The following is a 22558-nucleotide window of genomic DNA, read 5'->3' on the forward strand; positions in this document are numbered from 1 at the left end:
CGCTTCGCACTCCTCCTCCCAGCGAAGCGGGCTTTCTTGTTTTTGGAGCTAGAACGGAATCTCGTCGTCTAGAAGCTCCGATAGCCCAACTGACACATTGTCATTTGCAGGCTCTGGAACGTTGTCGTTATCTGCTACGTCTCCAGCCCGCACGTCTTTCACATTCCAATATTTGCCGTTCGGTACGACGCTGATTTCGTCGGTTGTTAGCAACTCGCGCTGGCGTTCGAGCCATTCCATAACCGTCTTTGGAAACGGCCGCTGGCCTCCGTGCTGCGTCCACCATCGATGCGCCTTGGTTTGTGCAAAACCAGTATGCTGCGGGCAAAGCCATTCATTGATCTGCGTAAAACCTGCGATGTAGCTGCACTTGACCGAAGGCGGCTTGTCTCCCTTGCCTTCGTGAAAGTGAAACGTTCTGCCCGTCACCTTGCGCCATTCAGCTTCGGCGGTGCTGACAATCGGAACGTCGGCGGCTTGCCGAGTAAGCTTCTCATCCTCATTAGGAGGGAAGTCATATCCGCAGCATGGGCATTTCATCAGCGAGATATGCACCTTCTCACCGCAACCGACCGTCCCGTTATCGTCTGGCACTGTCGGGCAGATCTTGATTGGCGGCTCGCCATTGCCAGCACTTGGAGCTTTTGGCTCCACCATGTCGACAGGGCCGTGCCGATCAACGAGCTTCGCGAAGTCCAGAACGAGGCAATTACGTTTAGGGCCTGCCGCGATAGCTGTCAGACGCTCCTCTACCGTATCCAGCGGCGCACCTGCTCTATAAAGCGGGCGAGTGCCACGGCCAGCCATTTGGACATATAAACTCAAAGACAAAGTCGGGCGCATAAATGCAATTAAATCAACACCCTTATGATTGAATCCTGTTGTAAGAACTGAATTGTTCGTAACGCACTGGATGCGGTATGCTTTGAAGTCCTCAAGGATGCGGCGGCGTTCTTCCTTCGGTGTATCGCCTGTTACGGCTTCGCACGTAATGCCGCGGGATCTGAACACGTCACGCACGTCCATGGCAGCTTTCACGCCGGCACAGAAGCAAAGCCACGAACGACGATCGGCACCCTTAGCAATGATCTCAGAAACTACCGCGTCATTAAGGTCAGTACGATTGATTGCTTCTTCCAGTGCTCGCTGCTTGTAGTCGCCCCCAAGCCGCCCGACGCCTTTGACGTCATATTCTGTAGCCGTTGGCTTGCTCGTCAGCGGAGCAAGGAAGCCGTCGCGGATACCATCAGCAACGCCGTAGGTGTAGACGATCTGATCAAACAGACGATCTGCGCCCTCATCCAAACGACCGCTGTCGAGACGGTAAGGCGTGGCAGTCAGGCCGAGGATTTTCATGTCCGGATTGATCTCGAGCAGAGCATCGATGAACTTGCGATACATCGTGTTGCTGTTGATCGGAATCAGGTGGCACTCGTCGACCATAAGGACGTCGACATGTCCGATTTGCTGAGCCTTATTGTGAACCGTCTGAATGCCTGCAAACACAATCTGACTGCGCGCGTCACGACGGCCAAGACCAGCCGAATAGATACCTGCAGGCGCAAATGGCCATACGCCCAGCAATTCCAGATAATTCTGCTCTATAAGCTCTGCGACGTGCGTAACGACCATCACGCGCATATCAGGCCAGCCTTCAACGAGGCGCTGGATCAAAGACGCCATAACCAAAGACTTGCCGCAGCCGGTCGCAAGATCAACAAGCGGATTGCCTGCCTCCTCTTGCCAATAGTCGAATACGGCGTCTATTGCTTCTGACTGGTATGCGCGTAGCTGGAGCATTATGCTGCCTTTTCAATGCTTTCGTTAGGTTTGTTGTCGTTCGCAGCTGTAAAACGGGCGTCATATTGTTGAATTGCCCATTGGATGGCGTAGCAGCACCAAGTGAAATGATAGCTGTAGTCGTCGACCCGGTGTTCCCAGAAATCTTGAAACGAATTCTCTGATACTGGGCAGGTCCAATCCATGGCAGACTGAATGGCATCTTGAGCGTTGCTGCTGCGGTCAGTTAGACCATCACAATCATCGGTTATCGCATCCCATGCCTTTGCCCGGTCGTCTTCGCTTTCAAAGTACCAACCTTCAAAATCGCTCTTCAGAGCTTCAACGAACAGATCTTCACTATATGACGTGTGACCGCCGTGTTTCTCATGAGCTGTAAGCTTTTCAGACCAGTACCCAAGGTTGATATGTTCACCGCGAAAAAACTCAAACATATCTGGAAGTCGCGAGAACATAAACGAACCCATATCGCCAGATGTCGCCAAGTAGCCGGGCCATGTTGTGATGTGAAACTTATATACTGACGAACCATCGTTAGAGAATGTCAGGTGTCTATGCGTGCCGCTATTACACCGCACCTCCATTGTGTGGCTGGCGATATTCTCCAGAAAACGTTCCTTGGTTGGTTTTTGCATCAAGCTGCCTCCGCGATATTCTCAATTGCTCTGATTTCGTCCGCATCACGATTCCACATGGTCCCATCAGTTGGATCGATGACATTGAAATAGGTGACGCCCGGTTCATCTTTCACTTTCCAGAACCAGGCTTCTGCAACGATGCCGATGAATGCTTGCTTGTCGCCAACCTTACGGACACTTACGGTCTGACCGACTAGGTCATGATTGATTTTTACGCTCACGCCGCCTTCCTTCCCTCTCCGTCGGTCCAAACCTCTCCCGACTTCATCCTGTAAGTGATCGTCTCGGCGTCCTCGTCCACGTCGATCTGCTCACCATTCACCATGCCCGGCAGATACAAATGCGTTGGGCAGCCGTCGCGCTGTTCGTCGATCGACAACGGCTTTGCCCATCGTGCGCATGAGATATGGCAATCACCGCCGCTTTCAGGCTGAGCATGAAGGCAAGTTCGGCAGTTCACTCGCGGCTGCGCATCGTGGTGACAGACCGCTTTGTGCTTGCAGAACATGCATCCAAAGAACTCCGGGTTTTCGCTAATCCTGCTCGGAGGCATGTCCGAAAACACGATGCGTTCGCAGCGGGCGACAAGCCGTAAGCAGAACTCCAGATCGTATTCGATGCGCTCGGAATGTAGACTGTCGCTGTCCTTGCATGAGACGAGGTATAAGCACCGGCTCAAACCGAAGGCATGCATTCCAAGCTGGCACTGCGCATAGTGCAACGGTTTTGCTTTCTGGCATCCATCCTTAACAATTAGCGCGAAGCCCTTGGCATTGCTCGATTTAAACTCTAACAGGTGTTCTGTCTTCGACGCTTCAGGCACATTCATTGCCTTACCGTCGCACTTGCCGCGCACGAAGCCAGACACGAGCCGGATCTTGTCTTGCTGCCCGTAGACGTCGACGCCGATGCTCTCGAGATCTGCAACAAGCCGGTCTTCTTCGATGTTACCCGTTTCAAACAAGCGCAGCTGACGGCCGCTATGCACCTCGTGGGCCGATGCCCACCTGAAAGCGTACCAAAGCGCCCTGTCGCATTCTGTGCCAGCCTCGCCCACGCTGATGCCCCACGAGTCCCAGGATTTCGCCTGGGCCTCGTAAGCAGCGTAGATCGCGCCGACGGTTGTAGATTGAGGTTTGGGGAGAGCAACCATTAAGCCGAACCGGTTTCTAACTGAGCCACCCAACCTTGAGCCGTATCGATCGTGGAGAACGCGCCAGAGCAGATGCGCGAACGCATCCCCTCCGATGTTAGGTAAGTTTCAATGATCCGAAATGGCCGGTCTGTTTCGGGTGAAACCTGCTTGAATATCGCAAAGGTGCTTTTCATCGGCCTAAACCCGCATCGGCATAAGCACGCAACTGTATCCCGGCCTGCTCGCCGACGTGATCAGCGCAGGTGAACCAGAGTCAGCCATCGACATGGTGATTTCATCAGCGCCAAACGCCGCCATAAGGTCCGTGACATACTGACCGTTAAAGCCGATCGTCAGAGGTTCGCTGCTGAAGTTGACCTCCATTTCCTCAGTTGCATCGCCGCGATCCGGATTAGCGACGTTCAGCGTGAGAGCATCCGAAGCAAACGAGAAGCGCACAGCGCGCCCACGCTCGCTGGCGATAACTGACGTGCGGCCGACAGCTTCGCGCAGTGCTTTAGCCGACAGGGTAGCGACACGCTCCGATGGCTTTGGAATGACTCGCTCGTAATCTGGATATGTGCCGTCGACGAGTTTCGACACAATGACAGTCGAACCGCTCTCAACCATGACCTTGTTTGACGACAGCGAAACTGACACGACGCCTGTCGGCAGCAATGACAGTAGCTTGTTCGGCAAAATAACGGGAGCAAACGTGGCTTCCTGCTCAATGCGTGTCGATGCGAGACGATGCCCGTCTGTCGCCGTGGCAACGATATGGCCGTCCTTGGCTTCTAGAAAGACACCGCAGAGATAATAGCGGGTTTCTTCGGTGCTGACAGCAAACTGCACCTCTTGCACGAGTGAAGCGAGATCAATATCGATCGTGGTGTCAAAGCTTCCGTGATTGAAGGACGGGAAGTCAGCAGCTGGCAGCGTATCCAGCTTGAAACGACTCTTGCCAGATTTAACGACCAGATGACTGCCGTCTGCTTCCAAGTTAACGTCGCCGGTTGCCTTCTTGGCAATGTCCGCAAGCAGCTTACCTGCAACTGTAACACTGCCGTCCTGGCTATCCAGAACCGGCAAGCTGGTGCTGATTTCCAGATCAAGATTTGTACCGGTGATGCTCAGCTGTCCTTTGTCCGCGGACAAGAGCACGTTGCCAAGAATGGGAATTGTCGTTCTGGCTTCAACTGCCTTCGTGACGGTCGACAAGGCGTGCGCCAGCTGCGCTCGGTCAAGCGTTACCCGCATGGGTTTCTCCTCGTGTTGGTGGTAGGCGCGGCTGGTGACCGCGCCGTGGTTGGTTTTCCTCGTCGTTTAGGGACGTATTTCGTAAAATAACGCCAAGAATAGACGGGAAACCGATTCCAAGTCGTCGTGTTCATCCGACTTCGACATGACTTTGTAACCCTCCGCGCGCAGGAGTTCTATTTCCTTATTAATGTCGCGAAGAAGTCGATAAAATCGCTGTGGATCAGCAATCATGCCTTCTCCTTCCGCGCCTTCAATGCTTCATCAGCAAGCAGACAAAGCGCCATTGCCATATCGGTGTCGACTTGAACCTTCTGCTGTAGGTTCTGCCGCGCAATATCAGTCAACCCGATAACTTCGCCTATTCCGCCGGTCGACAGGTATTCTGTAGCTTCTTCAACGTTGTATTCGTAATTCATTCTTCCCTCACTCTTGCGGAGCCACCGGCGCGAAAGCACTGGCAGCTTGTTGGTGCTTACTTAGACCAAGGACGGCTGCCAGCGGCTTTTGCAGGCTGCGCTGGCTTGTTGTTATTTGCCGCTGCAGGACGATTGTCATTGGCTGGTCGCTGCGCTGCCGCCGCAGGCTGCTGAGCGTCAATGCTCGGCTCAGGCACGTTGTTTTCGTCGGGGAAAAAGTACTTCTTGATCTCAGCGCGCGCCGGATACTGGCCGTCCTTTGAAGGCTTGCCGAGCGCAACGCGAACCGTGAACGACTTGAAAAGCAGATCGTCGGTGTCTTCGACGGAAGACATTTCGAGTGCGCGGCAAAGGCTGGCGAACTGACGCTGGCCGATCTCCTGCGCCTGCGGATTCTTGTTCTCGATGTTGTAGTTGTTGAACAGCTTTCGATCAGCGTATTCCGCAGGCTCTAGCACCTTGAGCGTTGTTTTCAGGATGGTGCCGCTGCCGGTCGAAGTCGGCACCACGTCGGCCGCTTCGATTTCCATCTTGTATGTACCGTTCGGCAGCTCGGAGTAATCCGACTGCGTCGTGTCGTGTTGGGTGGCGTCAAACGCCGTTCCAAGTCTCGCCATGTCTTAGTTCCTCGTGTTGGTGGTGTGGTTAGGATGGGATACCGATTGCATGACGCCACCCTTCGGTGCCGAAGGCATCGTCTCCGTCGCGGTCATCAAGAAAATTTTCCAGAGCGTCCAAATGCTCAAACACCTTCAGGATCTCCTGTGATGTTGCGTGTCCGACAAGAACTTTGCCTCGAACGGTATTTAGAAATTTCTCAGATTGAACACCCATCATGCAGCCTCCTGCAGCGTGACCGGCCAGTATTTCGCCAGCTCGGTGAAGCCCTGCCCTTTACGGTATGGAACGGCGTCGGGCATCGAATACCGGTTCTTGGCGTTGAAGCCCGCACCTTCATTCAGATGAATCTGGCGCTCTTTGCCACCCTCTGCGTGGGCGACCTTTGTCTGGCGCGCGACTTCCTTTTCCTTGATCGAAACGCGATAATTCATGAATGCCACAACGTCAGACTTTTCGCGAACAAGTGCATTTGCGCGCTTGTGCAGTTTCGGCTGGTACCTCGAATAAGGGTCTGTCGTCGGGCTGTCGAAGCGGACAATCTCGGGATGGGCGAGTATAACCACATAAATGCCAGCTTGAGAGAGCGCCGACAGTGCCGACATAAGCTCATTCCATTCGGTGTCAGCTTCCACGTAGCCTTTACCGAACCCCGCCTCCTCAATGCTGTTGATGCCGAGGCGGGCACAGGTTGCCGCCCAGACAAGCGGTTCGAGGCCGTCCGCGCTATCGATAATGACGGTGCGCCGATCGTGCTCAACGGTCAGCAGTTCGCCAATAATGTTGAGCAAGTCGTCAAAGCTTTCAATTGTGCCTGGCGTTGCCATTTCAACGTCAGACGGTGGGCGCTCGCCTTGTGTGGCGAGATAGATCGGATCTGGAAACTCAGCAGCAAGGCTGGTCTTGCCGATGCCGTCGACGCCATACAATAGCATGACTGGCGGGTCGTTTCTCTTAGTCGATTTGAGGCTTGATAGGCTGATAGCCATAAGTGACTCCTCGTGTGTGGTTGGTCGGTGGTGGTGTGGCGGAGCGAACCCCGCCAAGTTTTCTTATCGGAGCTGCAGCATCGGCACTGAGCCGCCCGGCAGCATCGTGGTTGGCAACTGGCCATTCCACTTTTCAGCTTGCGTCAGAGCCACAAGGCCGGGATTTTCGCGAAGTGCATCGCCGCGTGCCTTGATCGAAGTCGCTTCTGCATCACCCTTAATCCGGATTGCTTCGGCTTCTGCATTCGCTTTTGCACGTACCGCGTCAGCGTTGGCCTTTGCCTGTGTGACCGTGATTTCTGCTTGGACCTTTTCACGTTCCGCGTTCTGGCGGAGCTTCTGCACCTCTACCTCGGCAAGCATTCGTTGCTCGATGCTGGCCTCGTAAGCATCTGAGAAGTCGATATTTTCAATCTGCACGCTATCGATGATGACGGGGCCTTTCACCGAACTCTGAATCGCAGAAGCGACTTCAAGATTAAGGCGGGAGCGGTCCTGAATAGCGGCTACTGCTGTGAACTGGCCGAATACGGTTTTGAGGTCTTCATTCACTCGTCGGTCGACAAGCCGAGACAAGAGACCATCCTCGCCGCCGTAGACGCTGTAGACTTCAGTCACCTTGTCGGCGGGAATTCGATAATTGACCGACAGGGAAAGAACCGCTGATTGCTGGTCTTTCGAGTAGGCCGGCACTTCCTTGTAGAGCTGGGCTCGCGACTGGACTGAGACCTTCACCACTTCTTCGATCCAAGGTGTTTTGAAACCGAGACCAGGTTGAGCAGTGCCCACGAGAGCGCCGTTGCGCAGCAGAACCCCTCGTTCGCCTTGGTCAATTGTGTACCAGGAGCCGAAAACAACTGTCAGCGTGATGATGAATGCAAAAAATCCGAAAATAGCTGCGAGAATACGCATTATCTTCTCCTCGTGGTTGGTTTGGTGGTGGTTTTGATGATGATCTGAGCAACGCCGACCGCAATGATGCCGCACAAGACCAGGCCGCCGATTAGAGCTAATGCGTTCATGCGAGCCTCAATCCGACCATCATGGCTAGCAGGATGAGCGATCCAATCAGCCAAACTGGCGCCGATGTGGCCAGCGTGGGGAACCATGGGTAGGTCACGACAGCACCCATGAGTAAAAGCCGATGGCTAGAGCTAAAGCCGCGACCACTGCCAGTCCCATGACGAAGCGATCACCAAGGCCCAGCGTCGTTTCGCTGGACAAGATGCGGTCGTATTCGACGACGTAGTCTTTGAAGGGGATCATAGGCTGGCCTCCATCTCGTCAATGTATTTACGAGCGCCGTCGAACGACAACCGCTTAGATATTTTAATGGTTGCAAGGCAGAGCATCCCGATAATGGCGCCGACCCATTGCAACGCTACGCTCTGCAATAGTAACCCGATGCCAATCAACCCGAGAAACAATGCAAACGTGCTTGCATCACGCAGCCAAGATTGGAGCACTGTTTCGTGAAGGATGATGATTTGTGGTTTGGTCTCAGCGGTTTTATTTCCGCCGCCCTCATTACCAGATCTGAGCATAATACCTCCTCATTCCCCGCCGGGATTTCAGCGGGGCTGGTTGGTTTATCTGTGGGATTTTCTGGTTAGGCGGCGATGCGCGAGTACGGCTCGTCGTGAGCGATCCAGTGTTCGACGGCGTCCTTTGCCGCCCTCAATCCGAGGCCAGTTACAGATCGAAGCTCTTTGATCGCTGAAACCCTCTCGCCCTTAGCAGCGAACCGTTGCCATTCGTGCTTATAGGATGGTGCAGCCTCACTCACTTTCTGCGTCAGCACGTAAACGCCAAACTCCTTGCCTTTATGGATACCGGCGAGACGCGCGGCTTCCTTTGCGGCGAACGTTTCATTTGCATGAACATATGGAGCTGTTGACGGCTTTGGCTGGCCGTTTTCAATCAGCGCAACGATGGCGGGTTTTGCAATAGGCGCGACCGTGAATTCAAGATTCCGTAGAATGAACGGGAACGGTGCAGTTGCTTTGACAGGCTCGTCGATCCATTCGGCGATGAGGTCGAGATTTGGCTCATTGCCTATCCATCGTGAGCCGTGAACACCGTCTTTCTGAAAGATGCGGATCCCAATATCACCGGCGATATCAGCAGCAAATGCATATGAATGATTATTTCGTGCCATCATTGGCCCAACCTTACGGCCGTCACGCGTGCGGTAGTATTTGCCTGCTTCGATTTTGAAAGGGGCCGGTTCGATGCGCTTCCAAGGGTCGATGGCGAGTTGGCTAATCACCCCATCAGTTTCATGATGTAAATCAAAACGCACTGAATCCTCAGTTGACATCGTCACAAAGCCAATGTCACCGACGCGCGTTCCCTGTCGAAATAGATCGGTTTTGATCACGCGCACCCGATCACCGACCTTAAACGTCTGCGCAGCAACGGGCAGAATTTCAAACTCATCTGACGTCAAGTAAAACTCGTCGCCAATGTCATCGATGACCCAAACGTTAGCATCATCGACGGCCTTCACCTCGTAAAGTCCGCCTGCGCGAACGTCGATCTGCGTCACAAGGCTTCTAACCTTATCTCCAACTTTAAATTTACCCATCAAGCTACTCCTCGTGTTTTGGTGTTTTTGGTCAGCTTCACGCCCTTGGTGAAATCGACTGGAATGACATTGTCTTCTTCTGTTCCGACCTCAGCGCCGCCACCGTCGTCGCCATCACTGGCCGGTGGTTCAACTTCGAAGCGCGAAACCTCGATCGTCCCAAGGCCAGTGCCTGGTATCCAGAACCGCACCGTGAGGAACATGCATCCGTCTCGGTCGCCGATGATGATGCCCTTCCAGCCTGTCAGCTTGTGGGTCACAATTGAGCCGGGCAGATCCCAGCAGTCGCCGCAGTCGCAAGTCACGCTGCACCCCGCTTCGTTCTGCTTAACGACGCAGGTGCGTTAGAAACATACCGACCGTCTTTAAGGACGGCTGTGTCGCGGGCATGCAGCTTCTGCGCGGCCGATCGATAAGGCTTGCGGTTCGTCCTGTCCCGCTCACCAGTTCGCGTGAATTTTGTTTGGTAAGCCTTGTGGGGCTCACGCAAGTTATGGGATTTCATTGATATTCCTCCTGTCAGGAGGTTGATCTGTGGCCGGCACATGCGGGCCATCGTGGCTCAGGCTGCGATTGCGCCCGGCTGTTCGAAGTTGTCGTTCGCGGCTTCCAGCGCACGGATGCGTGGCATAGCGATATAACTGACGCAGTGATTGGCCGTGGACCATCCACCGTTCGAAACACACCGCACAACGATGCGGTCTGCAGTAGATTTAGGAATTGGTCGACGCAGAATTGACGCTACGGTCGATCTGGGTAGGCTAAGCGCATTTCCGATTTCAGTCGGATTAGCGCCCACCTCGTGCATACGATGCACTTCTTCTATGGTTTCATAGTCTTTCATGAGCTCCTCGTGTGTGGTGTTGGTTGACAAATGGCCTTGGTGAAGCCATCTGTTGTCCTGCGCGGGGTGGTACTCGCGAAGGAACCCCCGGTGTAGAAGTGGCGCAAGCCCTCCTCGTGTAAGCCGGGGTATTACGAGGACGGCGGAGCAGCGGGTGGTGCCGGCTCACAACGCCGTCCTATAAATCTCTCGACATATAGTAATGCCGAAAGCGCCACTGACCCTATTCAGGTCAGCAGCGTCCCTATTGATCCTACGGCGGCACTTCAATGAGAGCCGGTTCGCTTCTGTCGGCGGTATTGGTCATTTGCTCTCTCCTCAGTTTCAATTGCGCGTCAGCGCGGCTTCTATCTATTGAGTGCCGATATCCTTGGGAGGATGTTCTCTGGCATCATGAAGTAGACCCTCCTTCGAACTGCCCAGCGTCTTTTGCGCCGGTTGATGACACCTATATATGACAGATTCGCATCTATGTCAACATGTGGTGACATTTTCGCACGTTACATTTTCACAACAATATGCGAAAAGCACATCATGGACAAAGATTTCGCGCAGCGCCTTCGTTCGGCGCGTGACCTTAAAGGAATGAGTCAGGCTGACCTTGCGGCTCTTATTGGGCGCGACAAGTCGTCGATTAGTCTTTTGGAAGGCGGGAAACGCGGCGCGAGCGTTGAGTTTGTCGCCCGTTTGGCTCGCGCGCTGGATCTGAATGAAGATTGGCTTGCCTTTGGTAATGGCGAGATGGCCGCGACATCAGCTAAGCCTATTGCTGATACGTTTACACCGGCGCCTATCCCCGGCGATCAGCTTGTAAGCCAAGAACGCGGCCTGCCTGTTTACGCCGCAGCGAAAGGCGGTGATGGACACGTCATCATCACCTTTGATCCAATCAGCTATATGAAAATGCCTGCGGTCCTGCAGGGCGTTAAGGGTGGTTACGGCCTTCTATTGTCCGGGGAATCGATGGTTCCTGCCTATCGTCCGGGCGAAACAGCGCTCGTAAATCCTAATTTGCCGCCAGTTCGCGATGAAGACGTAATTCTTTATCACACAAGCGCAATGGACGAGAACGAAGCGATCATTAAGCGACTCGTCGGCTTCAATGACCGAGAATGGATGTTGGAACAGTACAACCCGCATAAGGAATTCAAGGAATTTCGAGCGGATTGGCCCGTCTGTCATCGCGTCGTTGGCAAGTACAACACCCGTTAAACACTAGCCATTAACTACAGCCTCAAGCGCGCTATCAGGTACACGGCCGATAGCTGCAATGATCTGCGTCTCATTATTCCATCGATATAAAGCAAGGACGGCCGGCTTTTCGCACGACAAGCGATGAGCCAGCCTCAAAGCGTGATCTTCCGTATCAACCTGGATCGGAGCGTCGGGAATCACACCCCACCTGCACGCAGTAAATCCTTGAACGACAAACAGCGGATCCATGACACCTCACACCCTTAACACTGGAATTATGATTCCATCATACTGAGAACATTTCAAGAACATTATTCATACTTGGTTAACCCTGTGAATTTCATTGATGTGTTTTTGTCATCGTTCATGTTGACATGTGGTGACTGATAAGCATATAAAGGTGACAGAACAGCACGAAGACAGCCTCACCAGCTTGATCTGCTGAACCAACCAAACACGAGGAGTACCAATTATGACGTCAGTTTCACCGAGAAGAAGAAGATCGCCAGCACCTCGCAAGAACGAAGTAATCGGCGGCGGATTCTTTGTATTCCGCCGCGGCAAACTAACCGGCCGCGTCAGTGTAGCCACTACCCTGCCTTATGAGCACGGCTCGTTTGAGCAAGCACTGGCTGAGGCAACGCGCCTCGCCAAGCTCTGCCCGGGTGAAACTTTTGAAGTCTTCCAGACGAGTGGCGCAATTGCTTCGTCTAACCATGATGTCTTTCTCGCCGAACTCCGCGAGGCCGGTGCCAGCGTTGAGGCTGTCACGAGCGGAGACCCCGAGCTGGCGGAGGCTGCGTAGTATGTCCAGCCCATCCATTGCTCTGCAGGATGCACCCCTTCCAAGAGGGCAGCGAGCCATCGTGGAAGCCCTTGCTTCCGTTCACCCCCGCCGTATGTTTATCAACGACCTGGTCGATAATGTTTACCAGCTTGACCCGAACGGCGGGCCAGAGAACGCGCACCAGACCGTACTTGTCCAGATTCATTATCTCCGCAAGGTTTTGCCTATTTACGGCTGGACGATTCCAAAACGTCAGCGCGGTGTTGAACCGCAAGGATATTATCGCCTTGCGCCGGTCGCCAATGACAATGTCGAGCCTCAAAGGAGCGCAGCATGAACCGCGCCTTGCTGGAAATGCTCACCGATATGGAACCTGAACTTCACACTGAAGCTGCGCGCGCAGGCAGCGATGAGCCGATGCGGCGCCCGGATTACCGCGCAAAAAAGCACGCTCGCCCCATGCCTTGGATACGATACGCAGCGCGCGAAGCCGTTGAGATGACGGTTGTCATTGGTTTCTTTGTGACGGTTGGCGCTGTGGGTCTCGGCGTCACATGATTTATCGCGAAAGATAGCGACGGGGCGGAGCGCCCCAGGATTTCCCAATCATCGACGATCCGCGCGTTTTCACGCCACGGGTCGTCACGCTTACCAAAACCACACGAGGAGCACTTATTCATGTCTAACAGACACACGCATATCCTTACCGCTGACGAGTTCATTGCTCAGGGCACCACAGCAGCAGCAATCCTTTCGATTGCCCGTTGGTATCGCGTGAGCGACCCGGCGACTGCCGCAAAGATCAAAGACATTGCATATGACGTGTCGCGCAAAACGGGCGAGAAGATCCGTATGCGCCGCATGCGTCCGGCTAACGACAATCGCCGTCCTCTCCAGCGGAGGGCGGCGTGATGGACACACGCTCCCCAGACAGACAGGGCAGTAGCATTGACGCTGCATACCTCAACGCGTTGCGGCTAGGCCCGCAGCGCATAGGCCGGACTTCCCTTGGAAGTGCTGGAATTCCCCTGCCCGTTGCTGGCCGTCTGGCGGCAACAGGTCGGGCCGTCGTAGTGGGTGATGAGGTGCGTTATGTTGGTCAGTGAACAGGCGCCAACCTCAGACCTCACGAAAGCTCTATCGAGGCTTGCAGGAAACCGCCACAGTGACGGCGTGTCGTCTATAGTAAGTGCCGATGATCGAAACATTATCATCAACGGCTGTTACGACATGATGGTTGCTCTGAATGAACCATCCCCGCGTGCGCAGGCGTTGGAGGAAGCGGCTATCGCCAAGCTTTGCGATGGCGCTATTGACTACGAACTGAAGATTGCTGAACGGGATGTTTCGCTGCAAGCCCTCGAAACCCAACTCGCGGCAGCAAGAGAGGCATTGGAAAGTATAGCCAATAAATGCGCCACCTTTGAAAATATAAACCTAGTTGGGAAAAACTCAACGAAGGCAAAAAGAGGCGGAACAATGCGAAATGTTATGATTATTGCCCGTGCCGCCTTGGAGGCCAAGCCATGAAGTGGTTCGCTCTCTGGATGAATATCGTCTTTTACCCGCAGTACAACCGGCTTGTTATTATGGGCAACGGAAAATGGAAGTGGGAGCCTTTGCCATGACCATCATTGACAGACTATCCAAGCTGGACGGGGCTGATAGGGAGGTGGATCGTCAGATACACGCCTATTTCGGATTACCGTTTAGCGAAGTTCTTTGCGACAAGCCATTTCTCTACAACGCCTACACCGCCTCTGTAGACGCGGCTATCGCGCTGGCTGAGAGGGTGTTGCCGGGGTGGGATTGGGGCAAAGACGACAACGGTTTCATGTACCTATACCAACCTGACACAGATGATTGCATCAGCGTGCAGGCGGCATCACCAGCCATCGCCCTCTGCATCGCCATCTTGCGCGCAAAGGAGGGCAGCAAGCTATGAAGAACAAAATCACAAACTATGCGCTCATTGCGTTCATCATCGCTGCCGTCTGTATCGGTCTGTACCGGCTCTTTCCAGAGGCAACCACTCCTTACGTGAACTACTTCGTAGATCACTATTATGAGGGCTTGGGCCATGGCGAATAAGGAACTGAAAACACAGCAGGCCAAGGCTTTTGTGATGATAGCTCCCGGCAATTGGCCCATTGTTCCAAGCGCTCGGTCCCGGCGACGGGAAGTTACTGCTTGGGCTGACGAACATATGCGGACAGGCGGATGGGAAACATTGCGCAAACGTGGTTATCGGATCGAGAAAATGCTTCTCGTGCCACTAGGGGAGCAGAGCGAATGAAGCTGACAGCGGCACAAAAGCGAGCGTTGACAGCGGCGGATCGGTCAGGCGGAGTTCTAGGTTTCGGGCAGCATTATCGAACCGTCGAAATATTGCGGAGCAACGGACTGCTATCAGATCGCAAGGATAAATTGGGCTATTACACGATCACGGAAGCCGGTCGCCAAGCCCTGAAAGGCGGGGAGTGATGACATCACAACATTCAAATGATAATATCGCATTCACTCCAGAAACGTTGGCATTAAGGTGGCAATGCAGTCCGCAGCACATACGAGACTTGGTCAATAAGAACCGACTGCCGTCATTCCGTGTCGGCAGGCTTTATCGCGTCCCTTATGAAGCTGTATTGGAATACGAATGCCCCAAGATATCCGACAAAAACTGTTCCGCGGGAAATGGTACGCCGTCTGGTATGACGGAAAATCAACCCAACGCCGCAGCCTCCGCACCTCTGATTGTGATGAGGCCGAACGTCGCCTAGCAGACTTCAAGCGAGACTTTACAGCGCCGCCGGGATCTCTCGTCGGCGACATAGTCGCTGCATACATCGATGCAAAGGATGGGAAAATCGCCGATCCTGACCGGCTTAGGTTCGCTTGGAAGCAAGCTGAAGAACAGTTCGCACATCTCAGGCCCGATCAAATCACCGAAGATATTTGTTCGGAATACGCGCAAGCTCGCTATTTGGCAGGTCGAAAAGAGGCGACTGTGCTCAAAGAGATAAACGTCATTCGGCAAGCCTTGAATTGGCGCGGCGTAACCGGCGCGCGGTTCGAAGCTCCTTCGGCTCCGCCTCCCCGAGACAGGTATCTCACCAAGCCTGAATTTAAGCAGCTGTTAGCTGGCTGCGCTTCGCCTCACATGCATTTGTTCTGCGTGTTGGCTCTCACGACCGCCGCTCGCAAGACGGCAATTCTACAGCTTACGTGGGATCGGGTGGATTTTGATCGTAAGCTGATCAAGCTTGGAATTGTCGGCGACAAGAATCGCAAAGGACGTGCAGTGGTCCCTATGACGGATATCTCACTGGAAGCGTTACGAACTGCATACAAGGCGAGGCAGTCGCCATATGTCGTGGAATATGGCGGTGAACGTGTACTGGATATCAAAAAAGGATTCGCCGGAGCTGTGCATCGAGCTGGTTTGAAAGATGTTGTGCCTCACGATTTGCGGCATAGTGCGGCCGTATGGATGGCCGAAGCCGGCGTATCAATGGACGAAATTGCGCAATACTTGGGTCATTCATCCACAGCGGTAACATTCAAGGTATATGCACGCTTCTCGCCAGACTATTTACGCAAAGCGGCATCAGCGTTAGACTTCTGAATCAGACAGTGACCAGTGGTTCACTTGCACCTAAAAACATGAACTTAACGAGAACATACAGGGTATTTTGAGTGCAATTCATTAGAAAATATTATTAAAAATCAATAATTTGAGATGGGTACCCTGCCCTCCGAAGGCAGAGGTCACTGGTTCGAATCCAGTCGGGTGCGCCAAAACTCATCATAAAAAACCTTCACATCATCTGGATTTATAAAATCCAAGACCGGTAATTTGTGAAAATGATTAGAAGCATCATGTTATTAATTGTCGGCGTGGGTGCCTTTGTTCAGGGCGCATTTCGTCTTGGGAAACCAGCGCAAGCCGTTGAGCATTCTGGCTGGCTCTACCAACAATTTGGTGATCAGGGCATCGCGTGGGGTATGATTGCTCTCGGCGTGGTAGCCTTTATCATTGGAGCAGTCATGTTCAACAACACATGGGTTCGTTTGATCAAACAACGCCTGTCGCGTTGATCAGACTATCAATCGGCAGAAATTGATAACACCGCACAAAACCGACCTCGAAACCGCGCTTATTTGAGGTCGCTCAATCTATCCGCTTTCATTCGTGCATTTGATACTATTTCAAAATCATCGCAAATTACTATCGCTGAGCAATTAGTTTCAACTAGCTGCAAGTTTTTAGTAGTATTTCATTGACAGCTGGCAATCTGCCCTTAACTAGCTCATCATTGTTGATCGGCAACATAAAGGGACGGAAAATGCGTAAAATTGGAATTTGCCTGATTGCTTTGATGGCTATCTCGGGATGTACTTCAACTGAAAAAGACGTCAGCATTGGCACAGTAGCAGGTGCTGCAATTGGCGGAATTGCCGGTGGTGGCCGCGGCGCACTTATCGGCGCTGGTGCCGGTGCTGTAGGCGGCTTGCTGGTGCGCAACCTTCGCAATGGAAATTGCCAGTACCGCAATAGCAAGGGCCACATTTACACGGCTCGCTGCCGGTAAATTTAGTCAGGCGGGCATTTAGCCCGCCTTTCTCTTATCCAACATGCAGACCCGGTGCTTCCTGCCCGGTGCTTTCAACATATTCTGTATAGCCACCACCATATTGGTGAATGCCATCGGGCGTGAGTTCGAGCACACGGTTGGAAAGTGCGGACAAAAAGCGGCGATCATGCGATACAAAAAGCATGGTGCCTTCATAAGCTGAAAGCGCCTTGATAAGCATTTCCTTGGTGTCGAGATCCAGATGGTTCGTCGGCTCATCAAGTACGAGGAAGTTTGGCGGATCAAACAGCATAGCCGCCATCACCAGACGGGCTTTTTCACCACCGGAAAGAACGCGGCATTTCTTTTCAATATCATCGCCAGAAAAACCAAAGCAGCCAGCAAGTGCACGCAAAGGCGCTTGGCCGGCTTTCGGGAAACGCTGTTCCAGCCATTCGAGAATGGTGCTGTCACCATCCAGAATATCCATGGCGTGCTGCGCGAAATAGCCAAGTTTTACGCTGGCACCAAGATTGACGACACCCTGATCAGGCTCCGTCGTACCAGTAACCAGCTTAAGAAGCGTTGACTTGCCAGCGCCGTTGACGCCCATGATGCACCAGCGCTCACGGCGGCGGACCATAAAGTCCAATCCGTCATAAATCGTGCGGCTGCCATAAGACTTGTTCACACCCTTGAGGCTGACAACATCTTCGCCGGATCGTGGCGCAGGCAAAAAGTCGAAAGCTACCGTCTGGCGACGACGTGGCGGCTCCACGCGGTCGATTTTCTCAAGCTTTTTCACACGGCTCTGCACCTGCGATGCATGGGATGCGCGTGCTTTGAAGCGTTCGATGAATTTGATTTCCTTGGCAAGCATAGCCTGCTGGCGTTCAAACTGCGCCTGCTGCTGCTTTTCATTGAGCGCGCGCTGACCTTCATAGAATGCATAATCGCCGGAGTAGCTTGTGAGCGAACCGCCGTCGATTTCAATAATTTTAGTCACGATACGGTTCATGAACTCGCGATCATGCGAGGTCATCAGCAATGCGCCATCATAGTTCTTGAGAAAGGATTCGAGCCAGATCAGGCTTTCGAGATCAAGGTGGTTGCTTGGTTCGTCGAGCAGCATAACATCAGGGCGCATCAGAAGAATGCGGGCAAGCGCCACACGCATTTTCCAGCCGCCGGACAGTTTTCCGACATCACCGTCCATCATTTCCTGACTAAAACTAAGACCAGCAAGCACTTCACGCGCACGGCCGTCCAAACCATAGCCGTCAAGTTCTTCATAACGCGCTTGCACCTCGCCATAGCGCTCGATGATTGCATCCATCTCATCGAGACGATCAGGATCACACATAGCACTTTCGAGTTCGCGCAGTTCGGCTGCAACGGCACTGACTGGCCCTGCCCCGTCCATAACTTCGGCAACAGCAGAACGTCCGCCCATTTCACCAACATTCTGGTTGAAATAGCCGATTGTCACGCCTTTTTCGACATTGACCTGGCCTTCGTCGGGCAGCTCCTCGCCGGTAACCATACGGAAAAGCGTGGTTTTACCCGCACCATTTGGCCCAACGAGACCAATCTTCTCGCCGCGATTCAACGCAGCAGAAGATTCGATGAAGAGAATACGATGGCTGTTAGACTTGCTGATATTATCGATGCGGATCATGGTCGAGGGAGGCCTTGTGAAAACTTGGCCTCCCTATGACACGGCTTGCCCGCGCTGTCACGGACACAATGGCAATTAGATCCATTACGGAATATGGTGCAGCCATTCTTTGGTTGCGAATTTTTCTTCAACAAGCTTTTCTGCGGCAACAAGCTCCTCGGGAGTGATCGCTCCGCTTACACCACCGTTCAGCGATACAAACATATCCTTCATGCGGTCAATAACCTCACGGCGCGGCAAGCCAGTCTGGCTGCGAACTGGATCAACGCGCTTGGCTGCACTGGCAGTCCCTTTGTCTGAAAGCTTCTCGCGGCCGATGCGCAGCACTTTGAGCATCTTCTCCGCATCCATGTCATAAGCCATTGTGACATGATGCAGGACGGTCCCGCCTGAGTAGCGCTTTTGTGCGGCTCCACCAATCTTGCCTTTTGAGCTCGAAATATCATTGAGCGGTTTATAGAATGCGTCAATGCCCAGAGAATTAAGCGCTTTCAGCACCCATTCATCCAGAAATGCGTAAGAGTCGGCAAAGCTCATATCACGGACCAGTTCACCCGGCGCATAAAGCGAATACGTAATCGAGTTGCCCGGCTCGACAAACATGGCACCGCCGCCCGTGACACGGCGTACTGTCTCGACGCCCATTTCTTTAGTCGCTTCCATGTCGACTTCGTTACGCAGCGACTGGAAAGCACCGATGATAATCGAAGGGCGTTCCCATTCCCAGAAACGCAAAGTGGGTGCACGACGTCCGGCAGCAACTTCACGCGCCAGAACTTCATCGACAGCCAGATGCATTGTCGGCGTCAGCGGCGGAATATCGATAATCTGCCATTCATAGTCGCGCCATGTTCGTGCAACACCAAGCGCACGACGAACTGCAATCGCAACAGCTTCAGGACTAAAGCCGATCATGAAAGCATCAGGACGCAGTCCTTTGCGCACAGCATCAGCGATTTCTTCGGCAGATGCGGTTGCTGGCAATCCGTTCAAAGCATTACGAATATCGTCAAGTGCTTCTGCCGGTTCTAAGAAAAAGTCGCCTGCGACCTGGACCTGGCTCAGTTTTTCATCCTGAACCTCCAGATCAATAACAACCAGCTTGCCACCGTGGACTTTATATTCACCATGCATTTTCATACGACCTTGCTGACGAGAAACATCAGAGCGCACTCTTGCGGATTCACTGGAAAAAGGAAACTGCGACACCGCTAATTTATGAGCTTTCCGCTCAAATAAACGACAAATGCATCACATTAAGATCATTAAAGACGTGGAACGCCGTTCATTCTATATTCAATGTCTGAGGCTTATAGAATTATCATATTAACGCTCAAACAATGGTGTTCACCATGACAGCTTTTCTGTCTAACAAACTCAGCCTGATTGCTGGCGCTTCAGCATTCTTAGCATCCATGTATATGTTTGCTCCAGCGCCCGCAGAAGCAGCGCGTTTGCAGCGCTGCGCTTCGGAAAAGGGTATTTGCCAATTACCTTACCCCACTGAAGTAGTTTATGGTGCTAATGGGCAAGCCACTTCAATGTTTGTAGACCGACCAGAAGTTCGTTGCTCGAATCAAGTTTTTGGCGATCCTGCACCCGGCAAAAGTAAAACATGCTCTTTTGTTGTCCGTGAACGCTATGAAGACAGGCGGGACGACCGCCGCGATGACCGCCGGAACGACTGGCGCGACGACCGTCGTGATGATAGGCGCGGTGACTGGCAGCGATGCGCAAAAGAAAACGGTTTCTGTGATTTTTATGGCCGCAAAACCGTGCGTTACGGTACGAAAGGTCGTTTTGTAGAACGCGTAGTCCGTGATGGCGTGCGATGCGACAACCGCACATTCGGTGATCCAGCACGCGGTCAAGATAAAGCGTGTTACATTCAGAACTAAACCAAAAGGCGGGCAAAATGCCCGCCTTTTTTTATAAATCGCATAGCATGCAAAACTATTTAAAGCGCGGCCAATCGCGCTTCGGCGGTTTTGTCAGATGCCTTCTGCATTCCTGAATCGCGATCATAAACGTCGTTATAAAACCGTACCTTGCCGCCCGCATCCGGCCAGGCGGTGAAATAAGCGATGTAGACCGGCACGGGATTGGCAACTTTGATGCCACGCTCATCCTTGCCGAAATATTTGCCAAGTTCATCAACCTGCTTACCGAGCACGGCAGCTGCCATATCACGCGGGCGTTCAAGGCGAATACAGCCATGGCTCAGCGCACGCATGTCACGGCTGAAATAAGCCTTCGCCGGTGTGTCATGCATATAAATGTCATGCGCATTCGGGAACAGGATTTTCAATTCGCCCAAAGCATTGTCGAGGCTTGGCTTCTGGCGGATGCCGACATGCGCCTTACCTGCGGCAACAGCATTCCAGTTAACCGCGCTCGCCGAAACCTTCTTGCCGCCGACATAGACTTCATAGCCATTGCGGTCGAGATAGCTGGTATCACGCATGACCTTTGGCAGCATTTCATTCAGAATAATTGAACGCGGCACACCCCATGAAGGATTGAAAACAACGGTCTGAACTTTGTTATAAAAGAAATAGGTCTGATGTGTTGGCGAACCGATCACAACATTCATCGCCAGTTTTTCTTTGCCGTCTTCAAAGTATTCGGCACGATACGACGGCTGATTGACCATCACATAGCGCGAACCAAAATCATGTGGCAGCCAGCGAAGGCGCTCCATCGAATACAAAATACGATCACGCTTCACCGAACTCTGCTCACCCTGAAGGGCAGCAATCGTGTTCTTGCCAATGATGCCATCCGGCGTGCTGCCGGATAGTTTCTGATAGTCCTTGATGGCTGCTGCAAGTTCAGGATCATAGATGCTTGCATCGGCATGCGCCTGCAACACATCACGATGCTCGTTCATGTATTTTTCAGGTGCGTGACGCGTAATAAGAGCCACGACTTTACCAAGCTCATCATTAGTATCACCGGGACGAATAGCCTTATCGAGCGAAATTCGGATTGGCTCTCTGGATGGCGCTTGTGTGTTGGCAAGTTCACGCTTTAACGTGGCATAAGCTTCGTTATTTGGCTGGAAGCTCTTTAGATAAGCGACAGGGTCGCTTTCGGCGGCAAGTTTTTCAAGAACGGCTTTTGGATCAACACGGTTTCGCGGAAGATCATAAAAGCCACTCAGCCTGTCGGCAACAATTCGCCCTTCACCTGCATCGATTGCATAACGTAAAGCGCGCGCCGACATTTTTATTTCAAAATCAGCAAGCTTCTGCTGACGTTCTGCAAGCTGCACCGCGTCGAAATGATCGCCGGGAATAGCAACTGCATATTCTTCCGGATTGAGACCATCTTCATCAGACTGGGCGAAGAAAGCGGCAACATCACGCGCTTTATCAAGTGCCTTGCTATCAGCAGACCAGATAAAACTACGCTGCTGCGAATAAAAGCTGACAATCGCGTCTGCAATCTGCTTTTCAGCCTGAACATCCGTCGTCTTGAGATAATCAGAAGCTGCATCGAAAGCCAATTCGCCCTGCGTTTCGTCAGCTCCCTTAACCGGGCCAATTGGTGACATGCCCAATGTCAACGGATCGACCGACGAAGGTTCTACAGCAGCGGTTACCTGCATATCCAAAGCGCTGAAATCAACTTTGATCAGTGCATCCGGCTTGTAATTGTAAATCTGCGGACCCTTTACGGTCACACGCTGCGCTGGTGGCACGACTGAGCGCGGCACCGAAACGGTCTTTGTGCTGTTCTGCACAGGCGCCACAGGCACGGCCTGAACAGGGGGCTGAACTGGCTGAGCCTGTTGTTGACGACGCTGTTGGAAAAGCTCCAGCAAAGAATTTGCGGCCTGTGCCTGTGTGGTCGAGAAGAGTGTCGACGCTGCCAACACGACCGCCAATGCACTGCGAACATAAGGACCGCTTGTGCGATGATTATTCGTGTCGCGATAAAACTCTCTGGAGAACTGCATTCCAACCGCCAATTCAGTGCGACTGCTTTTGAGCGAGGCCGCGTCAATCTTTGCCCATAGAATTGATGAATCTCGTATAG

At 52.9% G+C, this 22558-nt stretch carries 32 protein-coding genes and 1 pseudogene; 15 read left to right on the forward strand and 18 right to left on the reverse strand.

The genetic code is table 11. From position 1 onward, the window contains the following. Positions 1–48: 48 nt before the first annotated feature. From J2782_RS03765 to J2782_RS03835, 15 genes are all read right to left on the reverse strand, one after another. The gene (locus J2782_RS03765; RefSeq protein WP_310010237.1) at positions 49–1800 is read right to left on the reverse strand and encodes a DEAD/DEAH box helicase; all 1752 of its coding nucleotides are present in this window, start codon (positions 1798–1800) and stop codon (positions 49–51) included. Then, positions 1800–2435 (reverse strand): hypothetical protein, encoded by a 636-nt coding sequence (locus J2782_RS03770; RefSeq protein WP_310010238.1) that lies wholly within the window; start codon positions 2433–2435, stop codon positions 1800–1802. Before J2782_RS03770 ends, J2782_RS03765 begins: the two co-directional genes overlap by 1 nt. Further along, positions 2435–2659, reverse strand: a complete 225-nt coding sequence (locus J2782_RS03775) for a hypothetical protein (RefSeq protein ID WP_310010239.1) — start codon at positions 2657–2659, stop codon at positions 2435–2437. The genes J2782_RS03770 and J2782_RS03775 overlap by 1 nt, the downstream gene beginning before the upstream one ends. After that, on the reverse strand, positions 2656–3591 hold the full coding sequence (locus J2782_RS03780) for a PDDEXK family nuclease (RefSeq protein WP_310010240.1): 936 nt from the start codon (positions 3589–3591) through the stop codon (positions 2656–2658). Before J2782_RS03780 ends, J2782_RS03775 begins: the two co-directional genes overlap by 4 nt. A 180-nt stretch (positions 3592–3771) precedes the next feature. Beyond that, positions 3772–4830: a DNA polymerase III subunit beta gene (gene dnaN, locus J2782_RS03785; protein WP_310010241.1), complete on the reverse strand. Its 1059-nt coding sequence runs from the start codon at positions 4828–4830 to the stop codon at positions 3772–3774. Positions 4831–5060: 230 nt separating this feature from the next. Further along, a complete protein-coding gene (locus J2782_RS03790; protein ID WP_310010242.1) occupies positions 5061–5249 on the reverse strand; it encodes a hypothetical protein in 189 nt (62 codons plus the stop codon). Positions 5250–5305: 56 nt separating this feature from the next. After that, complete coding sequence (locus J2782_RS03795; protein WP_113499178.1) at positions 5306–5866, reverse strand: DUF669 domain-containing protein; 561 nt, start codon at positions 5864–5866, stop codon at positions 5306–5308. Positions 5867–5894: 28 nt separating this feature from the next. After that, positions 5895–6086, reverse strand: a complete 192-nt coding sequence (locus tag J2782_RS03800; protein WP_310010243.1) for a hypothetical protein — start codon at positions 6084–6086, stop codon at positions 5895–5897. Further along, positions 6083–6856 carry an ATP-binding protein gene (locus J2782_RS03805; RefSeq protein ID WP_310010244.1) on the reverse strand — a complete coding sequence of 258 codons (774 nt, stop codon included), beginning with the start codon at positions 6854–6856 and terminating at the stop codon, positions 6083–6085. Before J2782_RS03805 ends, J2782_RS03800 begins: the two co-directional genes overlap by 4 nt. Positions 6857–6919: 63 nt before the next feature. After that, positions 6920–7768, reverse strand: coding sequence for an SPFH domain-containing protein (locus J2782_RS03810; RefSeq protein ID WP_310010245.1), 849 nt, complete (start codon positions 7766–7768; stop codon positions 6920–6922). Positions 7769–7972: 204 nt separating this feature from the next. Beyond that, positions 7973–8122 carry a hypothetical protein gene (locus J2782_RS03815; RefSeq protein ID WP_310010246.1) on the reverse strand — a complete coding sequence of 50 codons (150 nt, stop codon included), beginning with the start codon at positions 8120–8122 and terminating at the stop codon, positions 7973–7975. After that, positions 8119–8400 (reverse strand): hypothetical protein, encoded by a 282-nt coding sequence (locus J2782_RS03820; RefSeq protein ID WP_310010247.1) that lies wholly within the window; start codon positions 8398–8400, stop codon positions 8119–8121. The genes J2782_RS03815 and J2782_RS03820 overlap by 4 nt, the downstream gene beginning before the upstream one ends. A gap of 65 nt (positions 8401–8465) precedes the next feature. Continuing rightward, complete coding sequence (locus tag J2782_RS03825) at positions 8466–9443, reverse strand: hypothetical protein (protein ID WP_310010249.1); 978 nt, start codon at positions 9441–9443, stop codon at positions 8466–8468. After that, entirely contained in the window at positions 9443–9748 is a 306-nt protein-coding gene (locus J2782_RS03830; protein WP_310010250.1) for a hypothetical protein, read from the reverse strand. The genes J2782_RS03825 and J2782_RS03830 overlap by 1 nt, the downstream gene beginning before the upstream one ends. 257 nt (positions 9749–10005) lie before the next feature. Further along, positions 10006–10287, reverse strand: a complete 282-nt coding sequence (locus J2782_RS03835; protein WP_310010251.1) for a hypothetical protein — start codon at positions 10285–10287, stop codon at positions 10006–10008. Positions 10288–10821: 534 nt separating this feature from the next. On the opposite strand from J2782_RS03835, the gene J2782_RS03840 reads away from it, so the two are divergent. The 14 genes and pseudogenes from J2782_RS03840 to J2782_RS03900 all read left to right on the forward strand — a co-directional run bounded on the left by J2782_RS03840 (position 10822) and on the right by J2782_RS03900 (position 16857). Further along, entirely contained in the window at positions 10822–11499 is a 678-nt protein-coding gene (locus J2782_RS03840) for an XRE family transcriptional regulator (protein ID WP_310010252.1), read from the forward strand. A gap of 454 nt (positions 11500–11953) precedes the next feature. Continuing rightward, on the forward strand, positions 11954–12286 hold the full coding sequence (locus J2782_RS03845; RefSeq protein WP_310010254.1) for a hypothetical protein: 333 nt from the start codon (positions 11954–11956) through the stop codon (positions 12284–12286). A gap of 1 nt (position 12287) precedes the next feature. Continuing rightward, positions 12288–12605, forward strand: coding sequence for a hypothetical protein (locus J2782_RS03850; protein ID WP_310010255.1), 318 nt, complete (start codon positions 12288–12290; stop codon positions 12603–12605). Further along, on the forward strand, positions 12602–12826 hold the full coding sequence (locus tag J2782_RS03855) for a hypothetical protein (protein WP_310010256.1): 225 nt from the start codon (positions 12602–12604) through the stop codon (positions 12824–12826). The genes J2782_RS03850 and J2782_RS03855 overlap by 4 nt, the downstream gene beginning before the upstream one ends. A gap of 120 nt (positions 12827–12946) precedes the next feature. After that, positions 12947–13180 (forward strand): hypothetical protein, encoded by a 234-nt coding sequence (locus J2782_RS03860; protein ID WP_310010257.1) that lies wholly within the window; start codon positions 12947–12949, stop codon positions 13178–13180. Next, positions 13180–13374, forward strand: coding sequence for a hypothetical protein (locus tag J2782_RS03865; protein WP_310010259.1), 195 nt, complete (start codon positions 13180–13182; stop codon positions 13372–13374). The genes J2782_RS03860 and J2782_RS03865 overlap by 1 nt, the downstream gene beginning before the upstream one ends. Next, positions 13361–13798 carry a hypothetical protein gene (locus tag J2782_RS03870; RefSeq protein ID WP_310010260.1) on the forward strand — a complete coding sequence of 146 codons (438 nt, stop codon included), beginning with the start codon at positions 13361–13363 and terminating at the stop codon, positions 13796–13798. Before J2782_RS03865 ends, J2782_RS03870 begins: the two co-directional genes overlap by 14 nt. A 94-nt stretch (positions 13799–13892) precedes the next feature. Beyond that, positions 13893–14213 (forward strand): hypothetical protein, encoded by a 321-nt coding sequence (locus tag J2782_RS03875; RefSeq protein WP_310010261.1) that lies wholly within the window; start codon positions 13893–13895, stop codon positions 14211–14213. Next, complete coding sequence (locus tag J2782_RS03880) at positions 14210–14359, forward strand: hypothetical protein (RefSeq protein WP_310010262.1); 150 nt, start codon at positions 14210–14212, stop codon at positions 14357–14359. Before J2782_RS03875 ends, J2782_RS03880 begins: the two co-directional genes overlap by 4 nt. Then, positions 14349–14564, forward strand: coding sequence for a hypothetical protein (locus tag J2782_RS03885; RefSeq protein ID WP_310010263.1), 216 nt, complete (start codon positions 14349–14351; stop codon positions 14562–14564). Before J2782_RS03880 ends, J2782_RS03885 begins: the two co-directional genes overlap by 11 nt. A gap of 187 nt (positions 14565–14751) precedes the next feature. Beyond that, positions 14752–14907, forward strand: a pseudogene (locus J2782_RS22830) (excisionase family DNA-binding protein); the annotation flags it as partial. 14 nt (positions 14908–14921) lie between these two features. Next, positions 14922–15890: a tyrosine-type recombinase/integrase gene (locus J2782_RS03890; RefSeq protein ID WP_310010264.1), complete on the forward strand. Its 969-nt coding sequence runs from the start codon at positions 14922–14924 to the stop codon at positions 15888–15890. Between the two features lie 254 nt (positions 15891–16144). Then, complete coding sequence (locus J2782_RS03895) at positions 16145–16363, forward strand: hypothetical protein (RefSeq protein WP_310010265.1); 219 nt, start codon at positions 16145–16147, stop codon at positions 16361–16363. 248 nt (positions 16364–16611) lie between these two features. Then, a complete protein-coding gene (locus tag J2782_RS03900; RefSeq protein WP_310010266.1) occupies positions 16612–16857 on the forward strand; it encodes a YMGG-like glycine zipper-containing protein in 246 nt (81 codons plus the stop codon). Positions 16858–16891: 34 nt separating this feature from the next. Here J2782_RS03900 and abc-f read toward each other — a convergent pair whose 3' ends face one another. Together abc-f and J2782_RS03910 are read right to left on the reverse strand one after the other, a co-directional pair. Beyond that, positions 16892–18517, reverse strand: coding sequence for a ribosomal protection-like ABC-F family protein (gene abc-f, locus J2782_RS03905; RefSeq protein ID WP_310010268.1), 1626 nt, complete (start codon positions 18515–18517; stop codon positions 16892–16894). An 84-nt stretch (positions 18518–18601) separates the two neighbouring features. After that, positions 18602–19657, reverse strand: coding sequence for a lipoate-protein ligase LplAB (locus J2782_RS03910; protein WP_310010269.1), 1056 nt, complete (start codon positions 19655–19657; stop codon positions 18602–18604). Positions 19658–19869: 212 nt separating this feature from the next. Here J2782_RS03910 and J2782_RS03915 point away from each other — a divergent pair, with 212 nt between their 5' ends. Then, on the forward strand, positions 19870–20415 hold the full coding sequence (locus J2782_RS03915; protein WP_310010270.1) for a hypothetical protein: 546 nt from the start codon (positions 19870–19872) through the stop codon (positions 20413–20415). A 59-nt stretch (positions 20416–20474) separates the two neighbouring features. Here J2782_RS03915 and J2782_RS03920 read toward each other — a convergent pair whose 3' ends face one another. Next, positions 20475–22478, reverse strand: coding sequence for a L,D-transpeptidase family protein (locus J2782_RS03920; protein ID WP_310010271.1), 2004 nt, complete (start codon positions 22476–22478; stop codon positions 20475–20477). Positions 22479–22558 lie beyond the last annotated feature (80 nt).

Source organism: Brucella pseudogrignonensis (genome assembly GCF_031454375.1).
Taxonomy (GTDB): Bacteria; Pseudomonadota; Alphaproteobacteria; order Rhizobiales; family Rhizobiaceae; genus Brucella; species Brucella pseudogrignonensis_A.

Excerpts from the sequence above, each read along its gene's own strand:
- J2782_RS03765 (WP_310010237.1), bottom strand. The coding sequence starts at position 1,800 with ATGCTCCAGCTACGCGCATACCAGTCAGAAGCAATAGACGCCGTATTC.
- J2782_RS03770 (WP_310010238.1), bottom strand. The coding sequence starts at position 2,435 with ATGCAAAAACCAACCAAGGAACGTTTTCTGGAGAATATCGCCAGCCAC.
- J2782_RS03780 (WP_310010240.1), bottom strand. The coding sequence starts at position 3,591 with ATGGTTGCTCTCCCCAAACCTCAATCTACAACCGTCGGCGCGATCTAC.
- dnaN (WP_310010241.1), bottom strand. The coding sequence starts at position 4,830 with ATGCGGGTAACGCTTGACCGAGCGCAGCTGGCGCACGCCTTGTCGACC.
- J2782_RS03790 (WP_310010242.1), bottom strand. The coding sequence starts at position 5,249 with ATGAATTACGAATACAACGTTGAAGAAGCTACAGAATACCTGTCGACC.
- J2782_RS03795 (WP_113499178.1), bottom strand. The coding sequence starts at position 5,866 with ATGGCGAGACTTGGAACGGCGTTTGACGCCACCCAACACGACACGACG.
- J2782_RS03800 (WP_310010243.1), bottom strand. The coding sequence starts at position 6,086 with ATGATGGGTGTTCAATCTGAGAAATTTCTAAATACCGTTCGAGGCAAA.
- J2782_RS03805 (WP_310010244.1), bottom strand. The coding sequence starts at position 6,856 with ATGGCTATCAGCCTATCAAGCCTCAAATCGACTAAGAGAAACGACCCG.
- J2782_RS03810 (WP_310010245.1), bottom strand. The coding sequence starts at position 7,768 with ATGCGTATTCTCGCAGCTATTTTCGGATTTTTTGCATTCATCATCACG.
- J2782_RS03815 (WP_310010246.1), bottom strand. The coding sequence starts at position 8,122 with ATGATCCCCTTCAAAGACTACGTCGTCGAATACGACCGCATCTTGTCC.
- J2782_RS03820 (WP_310010247.1), bottom strand. The coding sequence starts at position 8,400 with ATGCTCAGATCTGGTAATGAGGGCGGCGGAAATAAAACCGCTGAGACC.
- J2782_RS03825 (WP_310010249.1), bottom strand. The coding sequence starts at position 9,443 with ATGGGTAAATTTAAAGTTGGAGATAAGGTTAGAAGCCTTGTGACGCAG.
- J2782_RS03835 (WP_310010251.1), bottom strand. The coding sequence starts at position 10,287 with ATGAAAGACTATGAAACCATAGAAGAAGTGCATCGTATGCACGAGGTG.
- J2782_RS03840 (WP_310010252.1), top strand. The coding sequence starts at position 10,822 with ATGGACAAAGATTTCGCGCAGCGCCTTCGTTCGGCGCGTGACCTTAAA.
- J2782_RS03845 (WP_310010254.1), top strand. The coding sequence starts at position 11,954 with ATGACGTCAGTTTCACCGAGAAGAAGAAGATCGCCAGCACCTCGCAAG.
- J2782_RS03850 (WP_310010255.1), top strand. The coding sequence starts at position 12,288 with ATGTCCAGCCCATCCATTGCTCTGCAGGATGCACCCCTTCCAAGAGGG.
- J2782_RS03855 (WP_310010256.1), top strand. The coding sequence starts at position 12,602 with ATGAACCGCGCCTTGCTGGAAATGCTCACCGATATGGAACCTGAACTT.
- J2782_RS03860 (WP_310010257.1), top strand. The coding sequence starts at position 12,947 with ATGTCTAACAGACACACGCATATCCTTACCGCTGACGAGTTCATTGCT.
- J2782_RS03865 (WP_310010259.1), top strand. The coding sequence starts at position 13,180 with ATGGACACACGCTCCCCAGACAGACAGGGCAGTAGCATTGACGCTGCA.
- J2782_RS03870 (WP_310010260.1), top strand. The coding sequence starts at position 13,361 with ATGTTGGTCAGTGAACAGGCGCCAACCTCAGACCTCACGAAAGCTCTA.
- J2782_RS03875 (WP_310010261.1), top strand. The coding sequence starts at position 13,893 with ATGACCATCATTGACAGACTATCCAAGCTGGACGGGGCTGATAGGGAG.
- J2782_RS03880 (WP_310010262.1), top strand. The coding sequence starts at position 14,210 with ATGAAGAACAAAATCACAAACTATGCGCTCATTGCGTTCATCATCGCT.
- J2782_RS03885 (WP_310010263.1), top strand. The coding sequence starts at position 14,349 with ATGGCGAATAAGGAACTGAAAACACAGCAGGCCAAGGCTTTTGTGATG.
- J2782_RS03890 (WP_310010264.1), top strand. The coding sequence starts at position 14,922 with ATGCCCCAAGATATCCGACAAAAACTGTTCCGCGGGAAATGGTACGCC.
- J2782_RS03895 (WP_310010265.1), top strand. The coding sequence starts at position 16,145 with ATGTTATTAATTGTCGGCGTGGGTGCCTTTGTTCAGGGCGCATTTCGT.
- J2782_RS03900 (WP_310010266.1), top strand. The coding sequence starts at position 16,612 with ATGCGTAAAATTGGAATTTGCCTGATTGCTTTGATGGCTATCTCGGGA.
- abc-f (WP_310010268.1), bottom strand. The coding sequence starts at position 18,517 with ATGATCCGCATCGATAATATCAGCAAGTCTAACAGCCATCGTATTCTC.
- J2782_RS03910 (WP_310010269.1), bottom strand. The coding sequence starts at position 19,657 with ATGAAAATGCATGGTGAATATAAAGTCCACGGTGGCAAGCTGGTTGTT.
- J2782_RS03915 (WP_310010270.1), top strand. The coding sequence starts at position 19,870 with ATGACAGCTTTTCTGTCTAACAAACTCAGCCTGATTGCTGGCGCTTCA.
- J2782_RS03920 (WP_310010271.1), bottom strand. The coding sequence starts at position 22,478 with ATGCAGTTCTCCAGAGAGTTTTATCGCGACACGAATAATCATCGCACA.